Genomic DNA, 20,007 nt, shown 5'->3' with positions numbered 1-20,007 from the left:
CAGACCTCCTTAGATTAATTAGACAGTTTCAGCTGCTTTACCGCCTGTTAATTTAGCGAATGCATTATCGTCTGCAATGTGGAATGCAACATCCATAGTCACACGTAAAGCAATTAATTCTTGTTCGAATAAGTTTACTGGTGAGCCATCTTCATTTTGTACAGTAGATAATTGACCATCTTCTGAAATTTTATAAGACATATTGTAAGGAATACCGTAGAACATTTTGTTAAAGTCTCCAGCGTATAAATCACCTTTTTTGATTTCATCAGATTTTAAGTCGACTACTGGAAGTCCGTCTAATGAATTAGATGAACGATCATAATAACTTTCGTTAGTGTTTTCATCACGAACGCCACGTAACGCTGTACGGTTTTGTGTTTTAGATAAGAATGCGTTCGCTTCTACATCGTGTTCTAATAATTTATCCTCTAATTTTAATACGTTATCTAAGTTGATTTCTCCAGTTACTTTGTTTCCAGAAGTTTCAACAGATTGAGCTACTGATTGAGTGAATGGATTATCAACGTTTAATAAACCAGCTTCATCAAACTTTTTGTAGAATTGTTCAGCGATTTGTGGTTTCATTGCCTCGAAGAATTGTGAGTATGTGTAGTTTAAGAACTCACGAGATGTAACAACAATGACACCTAATTTATGAGAACGCATTTTAGCACTTACTAAGCTAGGTTTAGTAGTTCTGATTTTTTGACCTTCACCAACCCAGTAAGCACCCGGTTTATCGGCCCAATACGTGAACTCCTTTTCTGATTTTCCGTTCATATCTTCATATTTACCTAATTGCATGATTTTTGAGTTTTGTAATACGTCTAAAAGGATAGGTTGGTTAAAGTCGTTTAACAATTCCCCTTCCTTATGCTCGTGCATCATTACATGATCAGGGTTAAATACTTGTGGTTTAACATCTGCCATAGATTAATTACCTCCGTTATTTTATAATTCTATTTTCGTTCGCAAGTTCTTGAATAGATTTGCCACTTGCTTGTTGTCTGCCAAAACTACTACTTTGATTACTTGGTGTAGATTGACGTGTAGCTTCTTTGACTTGCTCTTGTACTGCGTTATCAAAGTCTTGTTTGATTGCTTTAACAACTTCGTTAATTTGTTCTGCATCTTCTAAATGAATAAGAGACTCAGCAAACGAAGTAGGCAAACCTTTTTCTTTTAGGTCACTTTCTACATCAGCTTTTAATTCACGTAACTTGAATTGCTTTTCTTTTTCAGCTAGCGCTTTCTCACGTTTTTCGTACTCTTTTTCTTTCTTTTCTTTTTCAGTTAGCTTTGCGTAGCTTTCAGCCTCTTTTTTAGCTTCTTCTTTGGCTTTCTCTAGTTCTTGCTGGTGCTTACGCTCACGTTTAGAAAGTGCAGTTTCAACCGCTTTACTGATTTGTGAGTCTACTTCGCTTTGCGTAAACTTACTTTCTTTATTCGGATTATCGTCATCGTTTTCTGGCACTTTATCATCATTATCTTTTCCAGAATCGCCTTCGCCATCTTCAGCAAAGAATTGTAAGTTTAATTTGTATTTGTCATCTAATTTCATTTTTAAGTCCTCCCGTTCAGTCCTAAAGTCAATGTTTAATCGCATAAAAATAGCGCCCCAATCAGTCAATTAAGCCCGATTAGTGCGCTAGATATTATTTGATATTCACATTTCATTTAAGCCCGCTCAGTATTTTTAGTATTGAGCAGTTTAATGACGTACTAAGGTCAAGTAGCTAACGTATGCTACCAACGAGATATTGGCGCGGTAACGCCAGGACCAACTGCTTCACGCTTTGACATAAGTACCACCTCAGATGAAGTTTTTAGATTTAAACTCTTTCTTCTCAGGTTCTTTCTTTTTCTCTTGTGCTCGGTTACTAGGGTTTGTTTCATTCAAACGCTTGAGTTCTTTGTGAATGCCCTCAAGGGCTGCAGCAATACGTTCGTTATACACCACTGTCACCTTCTTGTATAGCTTCTACAATTTTGTCTATCTTTTCTTGTGTTGTCATACTATCTTTAATGATGTCAGAAGGCTCTTTGTTGAAGATTTGATTGTATTCATCGTAAACATCATCTAGCCTGTCTTGTAAGTAACTTTCGTCATACTTGTCGTACTCGTCGATTGTATCACCATCAAGTTCAGTGACGTCATATAAGCCTTCCTCTGTTTCGTAATCTTCTTCGTACTCTTCTTCTAATTCATCTTCAGGACCGCCTAGACCCTCTAAGAATTCTATATCCTCTTGATCAAAGTCATCAGAAAAGTCGTACTCTTCCTCCCAGTTTTCATCTTCTTCAAATTCGTCGTCATCTTCCATGAAGTCATCTTCATACATGCCATCTTCTTCATCACTGAAATCAGTGTCTAGCACTTCTTCTTCTTCCCAATCAGCATCTTCATAATCCCCCACGGAATTATCAACGATTTCTTTTGCTACACCTTCGTTAGTAACTGGCGGAGTATTTGTAAGATTATTATCTTCTGCCAATTACGACACCTCCTTTTAATTATTTAACAACGCCTCCGAAATATCTTCCTTCGCGCTCTTCAAAGAACTTATCACGCCAATCAGGATCGATGTATGGTGCGACAGCACTCCTACAAAATGGATGCATAGGTGGTGCATTTACACCCGGTTGCATATCTTTAACTTTGAATACTTTACCGTTTAAACCTCTACACGTTTTTGTTGTTTTGCTATCTAGTTTTGCATGATATTCATATTCTGCATCTTGTCCATGTTGCTCTAACATGTGCTTTTTAGAAGCTAGTGTTTGTACTCTAGCAGTTTCAGTGATTAACAAACGTTTCATATTGTAAGTGGTTGCTCCCGTATCTTTGCGCAAGTCTTTCACAAACTCATAAGGGTGTCTACCACGTAGTAATACATGGCGTGTGGTCTTTTGTACGTGTCTTCTAACAACGTCCATATCTGACCAAAGTCTTGTACTCCATTTATGCCCTTCAAAAGGTGTGAATATGATTGTTTTAACGTCATTGATAGATACTCGGAGTGTTTCCCCTAAGATACCTGCTTGTTGCTCTAATGCTCTGTAATAAGCACTCTCCATGTAGTTATACATAGATTGTTCTATCTGAGCGTATGCGTAAGTAACGATAAGTCCTAGTTGTGCTTGTAATAACTTTTCACGACTTACATACATCTTCGTGTTGTAGGCTCTTAATTCAGCATTAGCTTTGTCACTAAAATCTTTATTCTCAACATACTGCTTCGCTTTCTGTTGGAACATCTGTACATCCACTGCATCAATCTTCTTCTTAGCTTCAGTTAATGTGATACCTTCGCTTGTTGCGTATCTCACATAGAAACGATGGATCTCATTTTCGATATCTTCATTCATTTCATCGACAATACGTTGTATCTCTTGAGCAATCTCATAATCCGACTTACTTTCTTCGTCAATGATTTCATTCGCTCTATCTTGCCAGTAGGACATAGACTATCACTCCTTAATATCAGTTTGGTTGTCTATACCCTGTCTGTTATAGATACGTTCATCTGACTTTTGAAGTTGGATATCTTCTTCGTTTTCGATGCGTTCCATTTCTTGTTGAGGGTTATCTATAAATGATACTAGCGACATTAATGTTTGATTACTTAGTTCTCCACCAGCTTGTAAGTACATATCCATTTCATCTTTAATTGACTTAGGAATGTTACGAGTGAATGTAAATGTAAGGTCACGAATAGCATCGCTATTTAACTCTCGATTGATACTCATAATTTGACCGATTAATTTGTAACGTCTACGCAAACCTTTTCGGAATAAACCTTCTTTGATTGCTGTACGTTGTTCTAGGCCAAATAACTTGTATTTCATTGCTTCACCTGATTGATTGCCTGAGAAGTTCTCATCAGTCATATCTGGTGTATTAGTGAACATATGAATGTTACGACTAATTCTGTCTTTATATGACTCAACGCCATTTACATCGTATTCTTTATAGATGTATCTAGCGTCTACATTGCCCTCAGTCGTTTTCTCGTCCATTGTTGTATATTCAGGCGGCACTAGGTGGAACACATTCGCATCTTTTTGTAATTGTGCTGTATTGCTATCTAATTCTATATTGCCGACAACAAGTAACATCGCATCGTTTAAATCGCTCATGTAGTTAGCTGTGTCTGATTGTGCATTGTCGTATAAGTCGATAAGTGGGATAACTTTCTCAAAGTCTCCACGACGCTTTTCATTATTGCTAAACTCTGTGATTGTAACTTTACCGAATGAATGCGGTTCTGCTGGTCTACGTTCTTCTAACTTCAAGTTAGTAGATTTATTCGCAATAAAGAAGTTAGTTGCGTTAGGTGTAATAACATCCACATTATAAATGTCTGTATCTTCTTGTTCCCTTATGGCTGTTTGCCAATATCTCACTGCAATTAAGCTATTCTGTTCAATCGTATTATCGTAAATCACAAATGTATTGCGTGGATCAGATTTGTATAATCTCACTTCATCATCTTGATTACGGATAATATACTCATAAGCGCGACCAAAGATAGATAAGTCTAAACCGATTGAACGATTATGTGTGTCGATGTCGTTCAGCTTATGTAGTCCGTTAATCTTCTCTTGTGTACTTTCATCTTCTGTTTGTACTTGTACTGCATGGCCGAAACAATAGCCATTAATGAAATCAGCAATATATGACGCAAAATCATGTGCTGCCCGGTTATCTGCTAAATGTCTTTCTCTACGTCTACGATTACGCAAGATGTTGAAGTTAAGTCCTTGATAGTAATCATCAAGCATTTGCAATCTAGGTACCTGCGCTTCTAAATGATGTTCAATACATTCACTTATAAAATCGTAATCATCTAATAAATCGTTTAAGTTACCGTCGTAACGATATGTTTCTACTGCATCACGTCTATATATCTTATCTCGATGTTGTCGGTACTCTGCATCTCTTTCAAATTCATTTACTTTTAACAAGCGTTATCCCTCCTTATAAGCCCATTGATTTGATTGTGCTAATATTCTTCCTAACGTTTGCTTTCGTTTGTTTATGAGGCAAATGGAAACGTTCTAGGGAATAGCGTAATCCATCGAGCAAATGGTTGTTTCTGTCGATAGGTTGGTTTAACCAATTACCTTCTTTGTCTTGGTCAAACGTGTAAGTGTTCAATTCTTCAATCGTATGCACACAAGTTGGATGTACATATATCTTGAAACCTTGTATGAACTGAACACCTTGCATGATTGAACCTTGACCTTTAATTGATGGTTTAATGTTAGGAATACCTTTACGCTTAATCTCTGCAATCAAACGTTTCTCTGCACTATCTGCAACAATAAGCGCATCTTTATATCCTTTATCTACATACATTTGATATATCTCATCAGTGAGCATACCTTTTTCATAGTGTTCGTCGTATATCCACAATTCTTTGTTCTTTATGTCCACAACGGTGCTGATTAATGTTGTCGGGTCGTGAGTAAACCCAAAATCACTTCCGTGCGCTTTCTCTTGTGTTCGTTTATACACTTTCAACCAATCAAACTCTTTCACTTCAAAATTATCAAACACAAGCCCCTCAGCAACGCCCCAATCCCCATCGCATACAATTCTTGCACGTCTAGGGTTTGTACGATACAAGTCCTCATAACGTGCAATATCGACCTCATCAAGCCATTCGTTCACTCGATAGGTTGTCGTGTATGAAAAGGTATTGTTTAGCTTAGTATCTTCATCAAAGAATGTAGGTTTAAGCCAGTGACGCTCACTCCAAGGGTTGAATGTAATTGTAATTTGTTTGAAGAAATCAGGACTATCGACGCTACCACGAATAGATTCAACAAGTGTTGCAAATTTATCGTAGGTTTCAACTTGATACGCTTCTTCTATCCAACACCAACTCAATATCCCTTTATCCACAGTGATTGATGTAATCTTTAACGGATCATCGATTCCGCGAAATAGTATCTTCTGGCCAGTTGGCTTGTAAGTAATCTCTGGTAAACTATCGTTAAACTTAAATAAGTGGGTTACACCTAATTGGTTAGTAGCCCACTTCAAATCTGTATATGTTGATTGTTTGTTTGTATTACTGAAACGTCTGACTACAAGCAAGTTAGCCCACTCGTACTGCATTAAACGATAAATAAAGTTAAGCGCAGTTGTCTTAGATTTCTTACTACCACGACTACCTTTTACAACACGATAAAAGTTTTTGTTGTGCCAGAACTCGTTGTACCCACCGCCGATGGTTTTAGCGATACTTACTTTGTTATCAGTCATCGGCTGGCACATCACTTACGAAGGTTGGAGTAATTACTTCTGCCTCAACTTTATCGGTAGGCTTATGCCCTGTTCTGTCTAAGATGTCACTTGCTGCGTTGTATCTAACCAACTCACTTTTAGCAGTCAATAAATCTTCCATCGTCTTAATCGCTTTGCTTGTCAGTCCTTTTAGTAGATTACGTTCAGCATTAAGTAACTCCTCTTGAAATTCTGGCTTCTTCTTCCACGCTATTATAGATTGAACGGACACATTTAACTCTTCGGCAATTTGCTTTTGATTTAAGTTGCCCTCCACCATTAATGCGATTGCTTTCAATTGTTTTGAGTTCACTTCTCAAATCACCTCCAAATTAAAGAATATTAAAGCGTTTATACACTCATATCACACGTTTCGAATGTCATATCAGCATACAAAAACCTACCCGACTTTTCTATCGGATAGGCTACTTAGGAGAAAATAATAACTCAATACACTTTTTCAAGGAGTAAAAATGTTAGAAAGGTTTAAGACTTATATCTAATAAGGGTGATTTATGTTGTGAAGTGTTCATCTTCACAATATCATAATAACTCGTTTTTTAGAGGACTTATATATATCAAAAGTCCACTTACACATAGCCTATGTAATTGGCTAGTGTTTCAATCATCGCGTCACGTCTACGTAAAATGCTAGTTTTATTTGTTCCGAAGTATGCTGCTAAGTCCTCCCAGTGATAACAACCAATAGGACACTCCCAATATCTCTTATTGATTAAATCACGTGTATCTTCATCTGCCTCATTCACAAGTTTATCTACACCGTTAACAATATTTCTTAACGTGTTATATCTCTTGTTACTTAATTTCTTGACAGATTCTCTTTCAACTGGATTACCTGGCAAATTGCTTTTACCTGCGCCGATGTTTTCAGGCTCATGATTTTCCAAAATTTCATATTCATATATTTTCATTTCTTTTCTGTACCGTTCTACGTGCTTAATATATTCTTCTAGCTTTTTTATATCGTGTTTTTCAATTGTTATCACTTCTTACCCTCCTCCGACTTAACTACAATCCAAATGAGATAAACGATAGGTATAAGTACAATCCAACCTGTCATTGTCTCACTCCGTTAATATCATATTGGTCACTTTCATTCGCATAATCATTCGGCGCCTTATCCACTTCGTCATTCGCACTCAATTTGTAATACAACTCTCTACCCAACCACTTACCTAACTCATACATAGCAATAGTAAACCAAATCTTTAATATGCGTTTAATCATTCTGTTCACTCCTTAATTTTATTAATTGCCTGTTCTTTACTCTCTGCCTCCACAATAGAGAGAGTTTCGTTTGTGCGCGCTTTCTCAATGTTTGTGTGGATATGACCTGTGCTATCCGTAAATTCTCTGATTAAGAATTGTGTCATTTTACCAACTCACTCTTTCTAATCGTTTTTGATAATATGGTAAACTGTCATAAAACTCTCTAGCTTCTGTCTTCCAGTAAAAACGTTTACCATGCGATTTACCTTCATCGTCAATCCACACTACATTCCATTCGCTCATACTAAATGTATCTGTAAGTTCTTTGATAAGCCCTATCATTTCCCTAACACCTCTTTTACTTTTTCTAATATATCTTTATTCTCCTGTACTTCCATATGCGCCTCTGTCACTTTCATTTTCAAACTCCTTAACTTCTTTGGGTGTAGGATATACAACTGGTACTACAACTAACTGTGCTAGTCTTTCACCTTTTTCTACTGTGATGTCTTCATCACCTATATTGTCTGTGATGATACCTATTTCTTTATGATAAGTTTTGTCTATTGTTCCTAGTGCTACACGTAATTTAGTTTTAAGTGATTTACCCGATCTAGGTCTTACCTGTGCCTCATACCCATAAGGTAAATTAATTGCTATATCTGTTTTAACTATTGTTGTTGTATGCGCTGGAATAGTGATTGTTTCTGATACATATAAGTCCAAACCGGAGTCAAATTCATTAGCTCGTGTTGGTTTTGTTGCGTTATCTGATAATTTTTTAAATTCTAATGTGTTAGTCATTTTATTCGTCCTCCTTAAATTTGACTTGGTGTGGTGATACTTCTTTCAATTCGTTTTCCCACTCTATAATCGCAATAGGGCATGATATTTGACCTGATTGTTCCCCTCTTATTACTGCAGTATATGGATAAGCATTTTGAAACACACCGTAAAATTGTTCTCTACTAATTTCATAAATTCGTTCAGTTTCGATTGTCATCACTACCACGCTCCAAATTATTAATAACTATTTTAGTTACTATGTTATTCATGTTTTTTATTACATCATTATCTTCAGATAATACAGTTACTGCTATCTCATCAAACGTTTGAATACCTCTACCGTCAGTAATATCCATAATTACGCCATACACATATTGATTGATACTGAACTCCATTCTGTCTTGTTCGTCTGGTATATGACCTGTTCCTTGTCTGATGTCAGTACATTGAACATAAATTTTAATATCTTTCTCACTTGTTCTTTTAAGGTGCTGTGCATACCCCATTTCGCAAATTGTCCCTTGTGCATGTGGTAAGTAGTCAAATATCATTACATCGCTTGTTTCCATGCCTAATGTATCGTTAGCCACAATACGTTCTGCTAGTTTATCTTGCTTAGCATTTTCTTTATCGTTTATGTCTTTATCGTCATGTGGTGCGTAGACTTTAAAACCTAATCGCTGTAACTCTTGTTTCTCCCACTCACGTCGCATTTGTTGTCCTATACTCAGCATGTCGCCACCTAAATAGATCATTGTTAATCCTCCTTAATAAATGTGTAGTTCTCATAAGCTCTCAGAACCGTTTCTACGCCCACTTTTACATTCACGTATGATTTACCCTCAAAATTATAATTAAGGCTCTCTACAGTCCCCCAGTGGCTAAATGAGGTATATGGACTTTTAAACCAAATGTTATCGCCAACCTGCAATTCATGAAATGAAACTCCCTCCATTTACCCAACCACCTTTTTTGGAAATATGTCATTTTCCATTAAGTAACTGCAATAATCACTACGCGTATGTTTTTGGGGTACATTGAACAAGTGAGGTTTCTTACGTCTTAGTTCTTCCATTCTTCGTCTTTGGATATGTTCTTTTAAACTTTCGGCTCGTTCCATTCTTTTTAATGCATTCCACTCTTTGCGACGCATACCGACTGGCGCTTCAATTGCGTCGTAAAAATCCCAGCCCTTATTTATTCTTTGTCTCAAAGAGAACATGTTTATTCCGCTTTCTTCCATTTTCATTTCATCTTTTTCAGTCATCACAAAAGTTTGTTTACCTACTCTAATGTTTTTCATTTAGTCCACCTCAATTAAATCTACAAATTCAAAATTCTCGTTCATCAATTCTTTTTCTGGGTTCTCCGCAATCACATCGAGTAATTTCTCTTTTTCATCTTCTAAATTAGAATGCTTATTAAGCCGTGCCGGAAACTTGCCTTTGATTTTCACTGTAGCGTTTACTGTGATTATTTCCTCTCTAATTTCCATTCTTCTCCCTCTTTCTCTTTCGTCTGACTTTTATTAATTCGTCATATTCAATCCATTCAAGACCTGTATATTTAGGTGCTTTACATATCCATGTGAGCTTGACGTCAGGATATTTATATCTGAACAACTTAGCTTTCAACTTTGCTGTAGTTGTTGCCATACCTTTTACATCAATGACTTCTATTAAGTCGTTATCAAGATATAAAGCAAAGTCTGCGATGTATTCGGTTTTTCTCTGATCCCCAAACTTAGGGATTAACTCATATCTCGGTTGTATCTCGATACGGTTATATCTCACGCCATTCATCTTTTTTTCTAAATATTGGTAATATTCACATTCGACTTTGCTATCGAATACGATTCCTTTATACTCAACTTTCTTAGCGTTGTATTTACTCATGATTCACCTCAAAATAAATAGTCATCAATCGTGGTTTGTTGTTGTAATTCTTCCTTGCGATACAATTTATATTTACGTTTTAACTTGTTAAGCTCTTCTTTTGTTACATTGCCATTGAATACCTTTTGAAAGTGCATACCTGCATAGTTGCCGATGTTGAATACATCTTCTGCTAAAGGTATGACACTACACATTTTCCAACCGTCTATGGTGTATAAGTAATATTTGTCTTTATATCCCTCACGTAGCCCCATCACTACACCTCCACAATCGGTTGTCTGTATGCTTTTTCTTCTAACTTTCTATTGATTAAGTTGTTTAGTTCCTCATCATCTTCTGCCCAATCAATCATTTTTTGAGCGTATAGATCACTGCATTTTAATATCTCTTTGATGTTTTCTTTCGTTACCATGCGTCACGCTCCCTATAGTCATCGCCTAGCACTTTTACTGTCCTAGCGTTATGTTTCATTCTCGAATTGATACGTTGCCAATTCATATCTTGATTTAAATGTTTATCACTAAAGTTAGTAGTAAAGATATTGTTTTTACCTACTCTGTTATCTACAATGCTAAATAGCTTATTGAGTGTATGTTCTGTGTTTTCTACGCCTACATCATCTAGTACAAGCAAATCTATATTGCTTAATAACTTAACGAGTTCATCCGTCGTCTCAGTCGCATTTTTGTTGTAAGTCGCTTTAATACGTTCCATAAGCATTGGAATGTGCATAAATGCCACCGAATAACCTTCATTTTTTATTGCCTTTGCTATGGCATAGGCTATATGGCTTTTTCCGGTACCATACGAGCCCTGTAATATTAATGACTTAGGTTTATCCACCGAGAATGTTTTGACGTACTCTATAGCCGTATTTTTAGCGTGTGCTTGTTGTTCGTTTTGTGGTTTGTAATTGTTAACTGTTGCGTCGTGTAACGAGTAGTTAACGTTGGATTGATTAAAAATACTATTGATGTATTTTTGTTTACGTTTTTTTTCTGCCTCTTTACCAGCTTGTATCATTGAGCAATCACAACCATGTTTAAATTCATGTCCGTTACTAAACTTGTAATAGTCATAACGATTGCCACATTTCTCACATAATAGGTTGTGCTGTTCTTCAACAATGTTTTTATTGGGCTTTATATTTCTGGCTAGGCTTTCCATTGATTGCATTCAATCACTCCTAATCCCAGTAGCTAGGGTCGTACTTCATTCTTTCGAGTTGATCTACGCCACTAGGTTGTAACTCTTGATTAAGGTAACCCTCAAACTTAGTACCGAATAACGTTTCAGGTCGTAGATACTTTTCTTGTTCTGTTCCTAACCACTCCGTTGTTTTAACATCAATGACTTTTTTGAAATCATCTAAATTAAATTCCTCATTCCAACGCGCTTCTATAAATCGTCTTGTCTTACCAGTAGTGTGTTTATAGTGTTTGTTTGTTTTATCGTTTAAATAATCAATGATTTTTTTGTACGGGATTTGATCCGCAGTCGAGGTGCTCAACAATATTCTTCCATCATTATAAGTATCATCATTATTATTAAAATCATTATTAGTTCTATTATTATTAGTAGTTCGCCTTTTTCGGTTTTCCGATAATCCGTTTTCCGATAATCCGTTTTCCGAAAATGGCATTTCGGTAGGTCGTTCATAAACTAAATATTCATATCCGTTAAATATGCCGTTTTCAGTTCTTTTTTGCATTCTATGAACGTAATTCCTTTTGATTAATTCTTGTATGCCACTGTTTATTGACTTCTGACCGTCATTCATATGTTTTACTACTTCTGATGTGTATATTTGCCAGTTATCTGGTCTACTTAAAAAGTAAAGTAGAATACCTTTTGCTTTAGCACTTAATTCACTATCAAATATGAATGATTTGTGTACAGTAACAAAGTCACCGCTTTCTTTAATAGTTCTAAATATTGCTATTGTCTTTCACTCCCTTGAGCATTGCGTTCAATTTATCATCAACTTTTATCCAGCTATTTTCTAAGTGGAATTTCTTATCGAATGTGTCTACGCCTATGTTGTGTTGTTCTGAATGATGCTCTCTGCATAGCGCTAACACTTCATATCCATAATGGTTCATTGTCTTACGGTTCTTACCTCTACCAATCGCATAATGATGTGCAAGGTCTGAATTTGGCTTTCCGCATATAATACAATTACGGTTAACTGTAGCCCAGTACAACATTGCTTTATCGCCACTTAATAACTTGCTCGTTTCCACCCTCATAGGTATTTGATGATGAAACATAAACGCAATGATTAATTCTATTAATTCACGTGCTAATTTCATTGAGCAGTTACTTAAACTTATATGTTCGTAACCGTTCATAATTTCTAATTCAGTTTGAAATCTCTGTCTTAATGATTCGACTGGCTCGCCCCAGTACAATTCAATGTCACGGCACATTGCAAATATCTTTTTACGTTGTTCACTTGATATTTTGTATAGGTCTTCAATGACAACATCGCACTGAACTTCTAAGCCGTTATCGAGAAATAAAGTTTCTTTATCTCCTAGGTTTACACCTTCTATGACAACGGTTGTATTTCCGTCATCCTGTGTAATGTATTTTTTGATTTTCGCCATCTATATCAGTCCATTAAAAAGGAAGGTCAGGAAAATCGTTGCCATTATCAAATGGTTTCTCTTGTTGCGTTTGTTCTGTTTGTTGTCGGTTATTATTTCCGTTGTTATTTTTTGTATCTAAAAACTGAACGCTATCACACACAACCTCAGTGACAAAAATGCGTCTACCTTCATTGTTTTCGTAACTACGCGTTTGAATGCGACCTTCAACGCCTGCAAGTGACCCTTTTGTTAAAAACTTATTTACGTTATCAGCTTGTTTTCTGAACGTTACACAGTTAATAAAATCAGCCTCACGCTCTCCTTGAGCATTAGTGAACGTTCTATTCACTGCGATTGTAAAAGTTGTCACACTGACACCATTTGGCGTTGTTCTGAATTCTGGATCTTTTGTTAATCTTCCTACACCTATAAAACGATTAATCATTTGTTTTTGCCTCCTTATATTTGTTAGCCATATTTTGAATTTTTGTAATTGTGTTCACTGCCTGTTGTTCAGACATTGATGTGTAGTCTTGTATGCCAAAAGTTTGTTCTGCTTGCTGTTGAGATACTTCTTTATTTAGCGATTTCATTAGGTCAACAAAGTTAAGTACTTCTTGTTTTAGAACGCCGACTGTTTGACTACTTACTTTGTTGTACTTTTCTTGCTTTTGTTTTGCGTCTGCGTCATCTTCATCAGTTGGAATATTGAAGAATTTCATTAGGAAATAACGTTCTGCATATGTTAGTGCTGTACCGTGCGCTTTAGATACATCATCTTGTTGGCCTACTGCAAAGAAAGGAACCTCCAATACTTCTTGAGGGTTATCTGCGTTAATCCATTTATAAGTTAATTTCAATTTAACGATGTGTTCTGTTTTGCCTTTTGCGTTTATAGTTTCGATTATTTCTTCATTTTCTGTATAAGGCACTAACAGCAAGTTATGTTCAATCATCTTGTTGCGTATTCTGTGTAATACTTGTGATCCACTAACATATGAATAGTTGTAGCCCTTCGTATCTTTTGTAAAGCCATCTATGTTAGCTTTAACATCAGCTATTTTTTGGTATAAATTAAGTTGTTCAGTCATACTCAATCTCCTCATATATATCTTGTTCTATGTGCGTACGTTTGATAGCTTTGTGTTCAGTCATATCTATTGAACTTCTATCTATTCCGTTGAATTCCTTAGCATCTCTGAACTCTGTTGAGTATTTAATCGCAGGGAAATTATGGCTAGGTATGTTAGTAATATATAGATCATTATCTTTACGCTTGATGATATATGTCACTGTCTCTTTCAATCCCAATCACTCCTTTATGCAGCATGTCTATTGTTTTCTCCATGACTTTGATTGTTTCACTTTGTGTTTTGCACGATTCTATAGCTTTTCTGAAATCTTTTCTAAGTTCAAAATACCTATCGCACATATCTTCGTAACGTTTGTTTAAAAAATCGTAATCGCTTTGCAAGAAATCTAAATTTGTTTGGCTCTTGATTAGTTGAGAGTATTCTTCTCTAGTCATCTTGACTGTGATTACCTCTTGCATTTTTTCTCCTCCACTTGTATATTAGTAATGTAAAATATCCCAATTACTTAATTTCGACTGTTTGACGTTTACGCGTCTTTCAGTCTTTTTTTCGTTCTCTTTTAACCACTCATTCCAAAAGAATGTACTTGCGATAAAAACTAAGATCGCAACGCCTATAATTGTTGTAAAACCACCTCCTAAAATTAATGTGATGATCATTGCGATAAACATCGTCATGTAACTTAGTAAGTACTTCATCTTGTAGCCTCCCTTTTACGATTAAATTTTTGTTCCATGTTATCGTGCTATAATTCTTTTATCGCTACTGCGATAGTGGGTGGTGAATAGAATGAATTTAAAAACAATAATTAACTCTTTTGATTTAGCGATAAAACTCAATAAAGATATTTTTATTGTTGTCGATGGTGTAATGTATATTGGTACTCCTTCAAAAAAAAGATAAAGAAGATGATTATTATCAAAATTTAATCAATGCTATGTTATTAGACGTTAAAAACCGACTTCTTCTTTAGAAATTGATACTTTGTTTTTAAAAGATGTATCAATAGTTGGTAATTATGAACGCGTCAATGTAGATATTGTTGCAATCGACGTTCAAAAGATTTCTGCTGTTTCTTTCTTAGATTAGTTTTCTTAGCATTCCTAACTCCCTCGATCAAAAGTGCTGTTAGGAGTGCTATTTTAATTATTTGTAATTTACTCACTTTAATCCTCCTATCCAAATATCTTTTTGAAGTTATCCTCAAGAAATTGTTTCATCTTGCTACCTACGAATCTGTATTCATCATTTTTGTTTATTGGATAATGACCAAACTTTTTAATTTCTTCTTTAAATGCAGGTATATCTAAGATGTTATCTTTTAACCAACGTCTTCGACGTCCTGTTTCATTTTCCAAATCTTCCATACTCCACCAAGTCTTTGTCATAGGTTATCCCTCTTCTTCTTCATCGAATTCGATGATTGGTTTAGGCGCTATACCTATCTCTATATCGATTGCGTCATAATTTAAATCTTCGATAGCTTCTTCAATTTCATTTACTGCATTTTTGATTTTTGATGCTTTAGGTACTCCGTATTGAATTTTTAAGCTTTTCATTTTATTCGCTCCTTTAAGTTGTTTGTTCGAATGTGGGTTATTCTTCTGCTAATCCTGGAATATTCCAACTAGCTTCATCTATTTCTAAAAAACTACTTGGATTAGAATAATTTAAATTCAACACCGTCTATCTGAATGTAAAGATTATCCATATTAGGATTTTTCTGTTTATAAAACTTTATAATTGCTTTGATATCTATTAACAAATTTGTATCCAAATTTCCTATCGAGAGTAGTCGTCTATTACTTTCTTCGTCATAGTAGTAATAGATGACTTTTTTATTTTGTTCATGCATTTATTAGCCCTCCTTAATTTGTTTGTTCGATTGTGCAGTTTGGTATAATATTTTTATCTCCTTATGAAAGGAGGTGTACAATGTGGACAAAATTTATTTCGACCCTCAACAATTTGCAAATGCATATTTAAGTACTCAAGAATTCAAACCAAGTAATTATGAAAGCGAACAAGATATGCTTGATGAAGCATTTGCTGTATATTTAATGGCGTTTGAACATGCTAGAGCTTTTGTTGAGAAGAACCAAAACGACGAGTAGTTTTAACATTTTTATTGTTTGTAAAATTAATTGTCGTTTTTCTAGTATTTACTTCAATCTTCATGACCTTCCACGTCACAACTGCCATTGTGATGAGGAGGGTTGTTTTGTATAAAACATTCATGTTATGCCTCCTTACTTATCGTTTAAAATCATTAGCACTGTCATTATCGAAACAATTATCGCTAAAATACTTATGATTATAGAAAACATTTATTGCTCCTCCTCAAACTTTTGATAATCATCAACAATAGGTTTTGGTGCTACACCAATTTCGATGTGAATATCATCAAAATCTAAATCTTTTGTCGCTTCTTCGATTTCTTTAACTTCCTTTTTAATTTCTGAATGGTCAGATACTCCGTAATTGATTGTTAATTTTTTAGTCATTTATAATTTCCTCCTTTAATTTGTTTGTTCGAATGTGAGAGGTGGCTCTACACCACCTCATGTGGTATAATTAGGTTGTTATTTAATCTGCTAATTGTAGTCTTTTAGTTTTGTTGTGATTGTAAATTCGTACCAGCGTCTTTACAGTCGCAACTTTTTTTGTTTTTCCAGTAGAACGATGATAATCTTCGATTTTATATTTGAAAGAATTTAAACCTTCTTCGTTTAACTTTCTGACGATCCATTTTCTATCATGTTCTGGATATTGTTCGATAAATTCTGAAACACCTAATAAAACTACAGCTATATAATTTTTTTGTTGAGTTCCTAATGAATCTCTAATCAAACAAACTGTGTCTTTAAGATTTTTAGGGCCATATTTTCTGTAAATTTCTTTAACAGTATCTGCAGCTTGGATAGTGTATTTTGAACTACCTCTTTTAACGGTAAATCCGTTTTGATTTAATAGATTTTCGATTGCTATAGTTTCTTTTACACCAGCAGCCAATTCACTTACATAACGTTCAGCTGCATTCGCTTTAGAACCTTCTTGTAATAATCTAAATGCAGTGGCTTCATCTTTTAATGTCATTCCAGAATAAATTGTTACTTCCCAAACTAATTCACCTAGAATTTTTAATGCTTCTACTCTGTGTTGACCATCAAATATCCAAAGACTTCCATCTTCTCTTTCTGATACTAGGATTGGTCCCATTCCGATAGGATTGAAATTTTTAACAATTTTATTTACTTTAGCTTTTGATACTGGTCGTTGATATGTTTCATCTACTCCCAATTGATTAATTACTACCTTTTCTGTTCTGCTTGGAAAATCATTTAATTTTTTCATCATTTAGTTCCTCCATTTGTTTCAATTTTTAATCCAATTAATGAAAATAATCTTTCTACTTTGAAATAAGCTTCTTTAATATCTTCAAAATCTGTTTTTAAAGCTTTATTTATTACTTTTTCAATGTCACTTGAATTTTTAGTGCATAATGCTAAATCTTGAAATCTTTTTATTAAAGTTTGAGATTGAGCTAATAGTTCTAGTTCTTCATTAGGCACTTCGCTTTCCACCTCTATACGTTTATTTTTGAGGTTCTTTTGATACTCTTTGTTTTTAACTGATGGCAGTTCGTTATAGGCCTTATTCCAGCCACTATTTTCTTTGATGACTCTTTCGTAAGTTTCAGGATCTTCACGTTTAACTTTTTTCGCTCTAACCACCGTTGATTTACTAACGCCAGCTAGTTTTGCAATTTCATTGTTCTCGTGAACTGGTTTATCGAATTGATTAACTTTAGGTTTTTTACCAGTATCTAAAACCTTTTCTTTTGCAATTTCTGACTGTTTTGGTTCAGCTGAACCAAAACTGTTACTTTTTTGGTTATTCGGATTGTTTTGATGAGCTTTACTCATTGCTTTTCGTCTTTTTTCTTTCGCCCTTTCTTGAATGTCACTAATTAAATCCTTAGCACTTAGAACTATATTCAATTTTTGATTAGCTGTTAGATTTCTACGTTCCACTGCGGTATCTCTCACAAATTTAAGTGCTTCATCTTTTTCAAGATTTTCTCTAATAGCTTTCACTGTACTAACATCTAATTCTTTTAAGGCCTTAATCCGATGTCGACCATCTAAAACTGTGTTATCCCAGTTGATGTGGATTGGTGTATGTTGACCTTGCATTTCGATATTAGCTACTAGGTCATTAAATTCTTTTTTCGTCATTTCTGGAACCAGTTGGTTGATATACTCATCAAACTTAAGTTTTCTTATTTCAATGTTTTCTATTTCTTTCAATTAAACTCACCTCCTTTAAGTCGTTTGTCGTTCTTTTTCGGGAACGTATTGAGTAAAAAAAATATCCAAATTGTTTGTTTCATAACCTAATATTTTGGCCATTTTAATAAACTCATTCGCTCCAATATCTACAATACCGTTTTCTCTTTTAGCGTACGGAGTTCTTGTTTTCCACCCCATCTTGTGCGCCATCTCATCTTGCGTTATTCCACAAGCTATTCTTTCTGCTCTCAATCTTTTTAAGTTGAGTATCATATTGTCACCTCCGTTCGTTCTCGTTTGAGAACTGTATATAACTTAACATGTGTCGTTCCCGTTAGTCAACACTTTTTACTTATAAAAATTCAAAAAAGTTTTTTCTACCTATATATTGTATTCATTTGGGAACGATGATATAATCTAATTGTTCACATGAAAGAACAATATATTTATTCAGGAGATACTTAAAATGAGAAATAATGATGAAATAATCACAATAATTAAATCAGCTATGAAAGAACAAGATATGTCACTTAGTGAATTGGCTCGTCGTGTTGGAGTTGCTAAATCTGCTGTATCACGTTATTTAAATTTAACTAGAGAATTCCCATTAAATCGTTCAGAAGATTTTGCAAAAGCACTTAGTATCAGTACAGAATATTTACTTGGTTTTGATAAAAGTGAACAACAACATGAACAACCACAACATCGTGCAGCTCATCTTGAAGGCGAATTAACTGATGACGAATGGCAACGAGTTTTAGATTATGCTGATTTTATAAGAAGTAAACGTAAATAAAGGGTGTTTTTATGGGGTTATATGAAAAAATGTTAATAGAGCATGACTATATAGAAATCAGAGAAACAGATGTTATGCCTAATGACTCACACGGTTTATGGTTAGGCGATTTAATTCTAATTAAACGCAACCTTTCCGAAACACGCAAAGCCGAAGTGCTATACGAAGAACTAGCACATCACAAACTTACATATGGAAACATCTTAGATCAATCTAAAGATATAAACCGCAAATTTGAAAACTACGCTAGGCGTTACGGATATGAAGCTGCTCTACCTTTACGCATTATTGTGGAGGCGCATAACTATGGTGTTAATAACTTATATGAACTAGCTGAATATGTTCAATTAAGTGAAGAACACGTATTAGAAATATTGAATCATTACAAAAATAAATATGGTATTGGAACTCACTACGGAGAATACTTAATTACATTTGATCCGTTGAGGGTTTTTAAATATAAAGAAATATAAACAAAGGAGATTTGTAGAATGGAAGAAAATTATAATCAAGAGCAAAAACGAAAACAATGGGAAGAATTCCAAAAATACCAACAGCAACAAAGTAAACTTAAGAAAAAGAAAGGTTGGCTATGGGGTTGTGGCGGTTGTCTAGTTTTGTTTATATTAATAATAATCGGTATGTCTGCTTGTACTGCTAGCATGGGTGGCAACATAGCAAATAATTCTTCTACTAATGATAGTAATGCAACATCACAAGAAAGAGCAGCACTTAACAAAGCGAAAATATATTCAGATACTATGCACATGTCAAAACAAGGTATATATAATCAATTAACATCTGATGCAGGCGAAAAATTCAAAGAAAAAGACGCTAATTATGCGATCAAACATTTGAAAGCTAACTATAAAGAAAACGCTAAGAAAAAAGCTAATGACTATGTTGAACAACAAAATATGTCAAAAGACGCAGTTTATAATCAATTGATTTCTGATGCTGGAGAGAAATTCACTGAAGAAGAAGCACAATATGCTGTTGACCATTTAGATAAATAAAGGAGAAAT

At 34.8% G+C, this 20,007-nt stretch carries 40 protein-coding genes; 4 read left to right on the top strand and 36 right to left on the bottom strand.

The window, feature by feature from the left end:
• Positions 1 to 18: 18 nt before the first annotated feature.
• From AC3WQX_RS02245 to AC3WQX_RS02090, 32 genes are all read right to left on the bottom strand, one after another.
• Positions 19 to 933 (bottom strand): phage major capsid protein, encoded by a 915-nt coding sequence (locus AC3WQX_RS02245; RefSeq protein WP_023350529.1) that lies wholly within the window; start codon positions 931 to 933, stop codon positions 19 to 21.
• 16 nt (positions 934 to 949) lie between these two features.
• Entirely contained in the window at positions 950 to 1,564 is a 615-nt protein-coding gene (locus AC3WQX_RS02240; protein WP_023350530.1) for a capsid assembly scaffolding protein Gp46 family protein, read from the bottom strand.
• A 252-nt stretch (positions 1,565 to 1,816) separates the two neighbouring features.
• Complete coding sequence (locus tag AC3WQX_RS02235; RefSeq protein WP_002436512.1) at positions 1,817 to 1,960, bottom strand: hypothetical protein; 144 nt, start codon at positions 1,958 to 1,960, stop codon at positions 1,817 to 1,819.
• On the bottom strand, positions 1,953 to 2,498 hold the full coding sequence (locus AC3WQX_RS02230; protein WP_023350531.1) for a hypothetical protein: 546 nt from the start codon (positions 2,496 to 2,498) through the stop codon (positions 1,953 to 1,955). The genes AC3WQX_RS02235 and AC3WQX_RS02230 overlap by 8 nt, the downstream gene beginning before the upstream one ends.
• Positions 2,499 to 2,517: 19 nt before the next feature.
• Positions 2,518 to 3,468 carry a minor capsid protein gene (locus AC3WQX_RS02225; RefSeq protein ID WP_049399435.1) on the bottom strand — a complete coding sequence of 317 codons (951 nt, stop codon included), beginning with the start codon at positions 3,466 to 3,468 and terminating at the stop codon, positions 2,518 to 2,520.
• A gap of 6 nt (positions 3,469 to 3,474) precedes the next feature.
• Positions 3,475 to 4,971, bottom strand: a complete 1,497-nt coding sequence (locus AC3WQX_RS02220; protein ID WP_492739759.1) for a phage portal protein — start codon at positions 4,969 to 4,971, stop codon at positions 3,475 to 3,477.
• 13 nt (positions 4,972 to 4,984) lie between these two features.
• Positions 4,985 to 6,277 carry a PBSX family phage terminase large subunit gene (locus tag AC3WQX_RS02215; protein ID WP_023350535.1) on the bottom strand — a complete coding sequence of 431 codons (1,293 nt, stop codon included), beginning with the start codon at positions 6,275 to 6,277 and terminating at the stop codon, positions 4,985 to 4,987.
• Complete coding sequence (locus AC3WQX_RS02210; protein WP_049307394.1) at positions 6,270 to 6,611, bottom strand: phBC6A51 family helix-turn-helix protein; 342 nt, start codon at positions 6,609 to 6,611, stop codon at positions 6,270 to 6,272. The genes AC3WQX_RS02215 and AC3WQX_RS02210 overlap by 8 nt, the downstream gene beginning before the upstream one ends.
• A 277-nt stretch (positions 6,612 to 6,888) precedes the next feature.
• Positions 6,889 to 7,305: a DUF722 domain-containing protein gene (locus AC3WQX_RS02205; RefSeq protein ID WP_492739757.1), complete on the bottom strand. Its 417-nt coding sequence runs from the start codon at positions 7,303 to 7,305 to the stop codon at positions 6,889 to 6,891.
• Between the two features lie 70 nt (positions 7,306 to 7,375).
• Positions 7,376 to 7,546, bottom strand: a complete 171-nt coding sequence (gene rinB, locus AC3WQX_RS02200; protein ID WP_002469957.1) for a transcriptional activator RinB — start codon at positions 7,544 to 7,546, stop codon at positions 7,376 to 7,378.
• 5 nt (positions 7,547 to 7,551) lie between these two features.
• Entirely contained in the window at positions 7,552 to 7,692 is a 141-nt protein-coding gene (locus AC3WQX_RS02195; protein ID WP_002475527.1) for a DUF1381 domain-containing protein, read from the bottom strand.
• Position 7,693: 1 nt separating this feature from the next.
• Positions 7,694 to 7,870 (bottom strand): hypothetical protein, encoded by a 177-nt coding sequence (locus AC3WQX_RS02190; protein WP_023350538.1) that lies wholly within the window; start codon positions 7,868 to 7,870, stop codon positions 7,694 to 7,696.
• Positions 7,871 to 7,906: 36 nt separating this feature from the next.
• Positions 7,907 to 8,332, bottom strand: coding sequence for a dUTP diphosphatase (gene dut / locus AC3WQX_RS02185; RefSeq protein WP_049388193.1), 426 nt, complete (start codon positions 8,330 to 8,332; stop codon positions 7,907 to 7,909).
• Between the two features lies 1 nt (position 8,333).
• On the bottom strand, positions 8,334 to 8,531 hold the full coding sequence (locus AC3WQX_RS02180; protein WP_023350541.1) for a hypothetical protein: 198 nt from the start codon (positions 8,529 to 8,531) through the stop codon (positions 8,334 to 8,336).
• A complete protein-coding gene (locus tag AC3WQX_RS02175) occupies positions 8,515 to 9,069 on the bottom strand; it encodes a nucleoside 2-deoxyribosyltransferase (RefSeq protein ID WP_023350542.1) in 555 nt (184 codons plus the stop codon). The genes AC3WQX_RS02180 and AC3WQX_RS02175 overlap by 17 nt, the downstream gene beginning before the upstream one ends.
• Positions 9,070 to 9,071: 2 nt before the next feature.
• Positions 9,072 to 9,269 (bottom strand): hypothetical protein, encoded by a 198-nt coding sequence (locus AC3WQX_RS02170; RefSeq protein WP_023350543.1) that lies wholly within the window; start codon positions 9,267 to 9,269, stop codon positions 9,072 to 9,074.
• Positions 9,270 to 9,617 (bottom strand): SA1788 family PVL leukocidin-associated protein, encoded by a 348-nt coding sequence (locus AC3WQX_RS02165; protein ID WP_023350544.1) that lies wholly within the window; start codon positions 9,615 to 9,617, stop codon positions 9,270 to 9,272. It abuts the gene before it with no gap.
• Positions 9,618 to 9,809: a hypothetical protein gene (locus tag AC3WQX_RS02160; RefSeq protein WP_023350545.1), complete on the bottom strand. Its 192-nt coding sequence runs from the start codon at positions 9,807 to 9,809 to the stop codon at positions 9,618 to 9,620.
• Positions 9,799 to 10,209: a DUF1064 domain-containing protein gene (locus AC3WQX_RS02155; protein ID WP_023350546.1), complete on the bottom strand. Its 411-nt coding sequence runs from the start codon at positions 10,207 to 10,209 to the stop codon at positions 9,799 to 9,801. Before AC3WQX_RS02155 ends, AC3WQX_RS02160 begins: the two co-directional genes overlap by 11 nt.
• A gap of 8 nt (positions 10,210 to 10,217) precedes the next feature.
• A complete protein-coding gene (locus AC3WQX_RS02150) occupies positions 10,218 to 10,463 on the bottom strand; it encodes a DUF3269 family protein (RefSeq protein ID WP_002469995.1) in 246 nt (81 codons plus the stop codon).
• A 2-nt stretch (positions 10,464 to 10,465) separates the two neighbouring features.
• Positions 10,466 to 10,621 (bottom strand): hypothetical protein, encoded by a 156-nt coding sequence (locus AC3WQX_RS02145; protein ID WP_002469952.1) that lies wholly within the window; start codon positions 10,619 to 10,621, stop codon positions 10,466 to 10,468.
• Complete coding sequence (locus AC3WQX_RS02140; protein WP_002470008.1) at positions 10,615 to 11,385, bottom strand: ATP-binding protein; 771 nt, start codon at positions 11,383 to 11,385, stop codon at positions 10,615 to 10,617. Before AC3WQX_RS02140 ends, AC3WQX_RS02145 begins: the two co-directional genes overlap by 7 nt.
• 10 nt (positions 11,386 to 11,395) lie before the next feature.
• Positions 11,396 to 12,151, bottom strand: coding sequence for a conserved phage C-terminal domain-containing protein (locus tag AC3WQX_RS02135; protein WP_037560596.1), 756 nt, complete (start codon positions 12,149 to 12,151; stop codon positions 11,396 to 11,398).
• Positions 12,138 to 12,818, bottom strand: coding sequence for a putative HNHc nuclease (locus AC3WQX_RS02130; RefSeq protein ID WP_023350548.1), 681 nt, complete (start codon positions 12,816 to 12,818; stop codon positions 12,138 to 12,140). The genes AC3WQX_RS02135 and AC3WQX_RS02130 overlap by 14 nt, the downstream gene beginning before the upstream one ends.
• A gap of 13 nt (positions 12,819 to 12,831) precedes the next feature.
• Positions 12,832 to 13,245, bottom strand: coding sequence for a single-stranded DNA-binding protein (gene ssb, locus AC3WQX_RS02125; RefSeq protein WP_023350549.1), 414 nt, complete (start codon positions 13,243 to 13,245; stop codon positions 12,832 to 12,834).
• Entirely contained in the window at positions 13,238 to 13,891 is a 654-nt protein-coding gene (locus AC3WQX_RS02120) for an ERF family protein (RefSeq protein WP_023350550.1), read from the bottom strand. The genes ssb and AC3WQX_RS02120 overlap by 8 nt, the downstream gene beginning before the upstream one ends.
• The gene (locus AC3WQX_RS02115) at positions 13,884 to 14,105 is read right to left on the bottom strand and encodes a DUF2483 family protein (protein ID WP_023350551.1); all 222 of its coding nucleotides are present in this window, start codon (positions 14,103 to 14,105) and stop codon (positions 13,884 to 13,886) included. The genes AC3WQX_RS02120 and AC3WQX_RS02115 overlap by 8 nt, the downstream gene beginning before the upstream one ends.
• Positions 14,071 to 14,352 (bottom strand): hypothetical protein, encoded by a 282-nt coding sequence (locus tag AC3WQX_RS02110; RefSeq protein ID WP_023350552.1) that lies wholly within the window; start codon positions 14,350 to 14,352, stop codon positions 14,071 to 14,073. Before AC3WQX_RS02110 ends, AC3WQX_RS02115 begins: the two co-directional genes overlap by 35 nt.
• Positions 14,353 to 14,373: 21 nt before the next feature.
• Positions 14,374 to 14,592 (bottom strand): hypothetical protein, encoded by a 219-nt coding sequence (locus AC3WQX_RS02105; protein WP_023350553.1) that lies wholly within the window; start codon positions 14,590 to 14,592, stop codon positions 14,374 to 14,376.
• Between the two features lie 477 nt (positions 14,593 to 15,069).
• A complete protein-coding gene (locus AC3WQX_RS02100) occupies positions 15,070 to 15,282 on the bottom strand; it encodes a DUF771 domain-containing protein (protein WP_002436465.1) in 213 nt (70 codons plus the stop codon).
• Positions 15,283 to 15,285: 3 nt separating this feature from the next.
• Positions 15,286 to 15,453, bottom strand: coding sequence for a hypothetical protein (locus AC3WQX_RS02095; protein WP_023350555.1), 168 nt, complete (start codon positions 15,451 to 15,453; stop codon positions 15,286 to 15,288).
• A 101-nt stretch (positions 15,454 to 15,554) separates the two neighbouring features.
• Entirely contained in the window at positions 15,555 to 15,749 is a 195-nt protein-coding gene (locus tag AC3WQX_RS02090) for a hypothetical protein (protein ID WP_023350556.1), read from the bottom strand.
• Between the two features lie 82 nt (positions 15,750 to 15,831).
• Here AC3WQX_RS02090 and AC3WQX_RS02085 point away from each other — a divergent pair, with 82 nt between their 5' ends.
• The gene (locus AC3WQX_RS02085) at positions 15,832 to 16,008 is read left to right on the top strand and encodes a hypothetical protein (RefSeq protein ID WP_023350557.1); all 177 of its coding nucleotides are present in this window, start codon (positions 15,832 to 15,834) and stop codon (positions 16,006 to 16,008) included.
• A gap of 213 nt (positions 16,009 to 16,221) precedes the next feature.
• Here AC3WQX_RS02085 and AC3WQX_RS02080 read toward each other — a convergent pair whose 3' ends face one another.
• From AC3WQX_RS02080 to AC3WQX_RS02065, 4 genes are all read right to left on the bottom strand, one after another.
• The gene (locus AC3WQX_RS02080) at positions 16,222 to 16,398 is read right to left on the bottom strand and encodes a hypothetical protein (RefSeq protein WP_023350559.1); all 177 of its coding nucleotides are present in this window, start codon (positions 16,396 to 16,398) and stop codon (positions 16,222 to 16,224) included.
• A gap of 82 nt (positions 16,399 to 16,480) precedes the next feature.
• Complete coding sequence (locus AC3WQX_RS02075) at positions 16,481 to 17,251, bottom strand: DUF6551 family protein (RefSeq protein WP_023350560.1); 771 nt, start codon at positions 17,249 to 17,251, stop codon at positions 16,481 to 16,483.
• Entirely contained in the window at positions 17,248 to 18,204 is a 957-nt protein-coding gene (locus AC3WQX_RS02070; RefSeq protein WP_049307539.1) for a ParB N-terminal domain-containing protein, read from the bottom strand. The genes AC3WQX_RS02075 and AC3WQX_RS02070 overlap by 4 nt, the downstream gene beginning before the upstream one ends.
• Before the next feature lie 15 nt (positions 18,205 to 18,219).
• Positions 18,220 to 18,459, bottom strand: coding sequence for a helix-turn-helix domain-containing protein (locus AC3WQX_RS02065; protein ID WP_492739750.1), 240 nt, complete (start codon positions 18,457 to 18,459; stop codon positions 18,220 to 18,222).
• A gap of 193 nt (positions 18,460 to 18,652) precedes the next feature.
• Here AC3WQX_RS02065 and AC3WQX_RS02060 point away from each other — a divergent pair, with 193 nt between their 5' ends.
• The 3 genes from AC3WQX_RS02060 to AC3WQX_RS02050 are packed head-to-tail and all read left to right on the top strand — an operon-like array spanning position 18,653 to position 19,998.
• Entirely contained in the window at positions 18,653 to 18,982 is a 330-nt protein-coding gene (locus tag AC3WQX_RS02060) for a helix-turn-helix domain-containing protein (protein ID WP_002469947.1), read from the top strand.
• An 11-nt stretch (positions 18,983 to 18,993) separates the two neighbouring features.
• Positions 18,994 to 19,455, top strand: coding sequence for an ImmA/IrrE family metallo-endopeptidase (locus AC3WQX_RS02055; protein WP_492739748.1), 462 nt, complete (start codon positions 18,994 to 18,996; stop codon positions 19,453 to 19,455).
• Between the two features lie 18 nt (positions 19,456 to 19,473).
• Positions 19,474 to 19,998, top strand: a complete 525-nt coding sequence (locus tag AC3WQX_RS02050; RefSeq protein WP_023350565.1) for an Ltp family lipoprotein — start codon at positions 19,474 to 19,476, stop codon at positions 19,996 to 19,998.
• Positions 19,999 to 20,007: the final 9 nt, after the last annotated feature.

The sequence above is a fragment of the Staphylococcus sp. FW104-15G4D genome (assembly GCF_058790135.1).
This window is presented reverse-complemented; position numbering and strand designations above follow the sequence as displayed.

Bases quoted from the DNA above. Each gene is read 5' to 3' on its own strand.
- AC3WQX_RS02170 (WP_023350543.1), bottom strand. From the start codon at position 9,269: ATGGAGGGAGTTTCATTTCATGAATTGCAGGTTGGCGATAACATTTGG.
- AC3WQX_RS02080 (WP_023350559.1), bottom strand. From the start codon at position 16,398: ATGACTAAAAAATTAACAATCAATTACGGAGTATCTGACCATTCAGAA.
- AC3WQX_RS02215 (WP_023350535.1), bottom strand. From the start codon at position 6,277: ATGACTGATAACAAAGTAAGTATCGCTAAAACCATCGGCGGTGGGTAC.
- AC3WQX_RS02150 (WP_002469995.1), bottom strand. From the start codon at position 10,463: ATGGGGCTACGTGAGGGATATAAAGACAAATATTACTTATACACCATA.
- AC3WQX_RS02195 (WP_002475527.1), bottom strand. From the start codon at position 7,692: ATGACACAATTCTTAATCAGAGAATTTACGGATAGCACAGGTCATATC.
- AC3WQX_RS02165 (WP_023350544.1), bottom strand. From the start codon at position 9,617: ATGAAAAACATTAGAGTAGGTAAACAAACTTTTGTGATGACTGAAAAA.
- AC3WQX_RS02090 (WP_023350556.1), bottom strand. From the start codon at position 15,749: ATGCATGAACAAAATAAAAAAGTCATCTATTACTACTATGACGAAGAA.
- AC3WQX_RS02120 (WP_023350550.1), bottom strand. From the start codon at position 13,891: ATGACTGAACAACTTAATTTATACCAAAAAATAGCTGATGTTAAAGCT.
- AC3WQX_RS02140 (WP_002470008.1), bottom strand. From the start codon at position 11,385: ATGCAATCAATGGAAAGCCTAGCCAGAAATATAAAGCCCAATAAAAAC.
- AC3WQX_RS02180 (WP_023350541.1), bottom strand. From the start codon at position 8,531: ATGACAATCGAAACTGAACGAATTTATGAAATTAGTAGAGAACAATTT.
- dut (WP_049388193.1), bottom strand. From the start codon at position 8,332: ATGACTAACACATTAGAATTTAAAAAATTATCAGATAACGCAACAAAA.
- AC3WQX_RS02075 (WP_023350560.1), bottom strand. From the start codon at position 17,251: ATGATGAAAAAATTAAATGATTTTCCAAGCAGAACAGAAAAGGTAGTA.
- AC3WQX_RS02155 (WP_023350546.1), bottom strand. From the start codon at position 10,209: ATGAGTAAATACAACGCTAAGAAAGTTGAGTATAAAGGAATCGTATTC.
- AC3WQX_RS02175 (WP_023350542.1), bottom strand. From the start codon at position 9,069: ATGATCTATTTAGGTGGCGACATGCTGAGTATAGGACAACAAATGCGA.
- AC3WQX_RS02095 (WP_023350555.1), bottom strand. From the start codon at position 15,453: ATGAAAAGCTTAAAAATTCAATACGGAGTACCTAAAGCATCAAAAATC.
- AC3WQX_RS02110 (WP_023350552.1), bottom strand. From the start codon at position 14,352: ATGCAAGAGGTAATCACAGTCAAGATGACTAGAGAAGAATACTCTCAA.
- AC3WQX_RS02240 (WP_023350530.1), bottom strand. From the start codon at position 1,564: ATGAAATTAGATGACAAATACAAATTAAACTTACAATTCTTTGCTGAA.
- AC3WQX_RS02225 (WP_049399435.1), bottom strand. From the start codon at position 3,468: ATGTCCTACTGGCAAGATAGAGCGAATGAAATCATTGACGAAGAAAGT.
- AC3WQX_RS02245 (WP_023350529.1), bottom strand. From the start codon at position 933: ATGGCAGATGTTAAACCACAAGTATTTAACCCTGATCATGTAATGATG.
- AC3WQX_RS02145 (WP_002469952.1), bottom strand. From the start codon at position 10,621: ATGGTAACGAAAGAAAACATCAAAGAGATATTAAAATGCAGTGATCTA.
- AC3WQX_RS02190 (WP_023350538.1), bottom strand. From the start codon at position 7,870: ATGATAGGGCTTATCAAAGAACTTACAGATACATTTAGTATGAGCGAA.
- AC3WQX_RS02105 (WP_023350553.1), bottom strand. From the start codon at position 14,592: ATGAAGTACTTACTAAGTTACATGACGATGTTTATCGCAATGATCATC.
- AC3WQX_RS02060 (WP_002469947.1), top strand. From the start codon at position 18,653: ATGAGAAATAATGATGAAATAATCACAATAATTAAATCAGCTATGAAA.
- AC3WQX_RS02100 (WP_002436465.1), bottom strand. From the start codon at position 15,282: ATGACAAAGACTTGGTGGAGTATGGAAGATTTGGAAAATGAAACAGGA.
- rinB (WP_002469957.1), bottom strand. From the start codon at position 7,546: ATGATTAAACGCATATTAAAGATTTGGTTTACTATTGCTATGTATGAG.
- AC3WQX_RS02050 (WP_023350565.1), top strand. From the start codon at position 19,474: ATGGAAGAAAATTATAATCAAGAGCAAAAACGAAAACAATGGGAAGAA.
- ssb (WP_023350549.1), bottom strand. From the start codon at position 13,245: ATGATTAATCGTTTTATAGGTGTAGGAAGATTAACAAAAGATCCAGAA.
- AC3WQX_RS02055 (WP_492739748.1), top strand. From the start codon at position 18,994: ATGGGGTTATATGAAAAAATGTTAATAGAGCATGACTATATAGAAATC.
- AC3WQX_RS02160 (WP_023350545.1), bottom strand. From the start codon at position 9,809: ATGGAAATTAGAGAGGAAATAATCACAGTAAACGCTACAGTGAAAATC.
- AC3WQX_RS02065 (WP_492739750.1), bottom strand. From the start codon at position 18,459: ATGATACTCAACTTAAAAAGATTGAGAGCAGAAAGAATAGCTTGTGGA.
- AC3WQX_RS02130 (WP_023350548.1), bottom strand. From the start codon at position 12,818: ATGGCGAAAATCAAAAAATACATTACACAGGATGACGGAAATACAACC.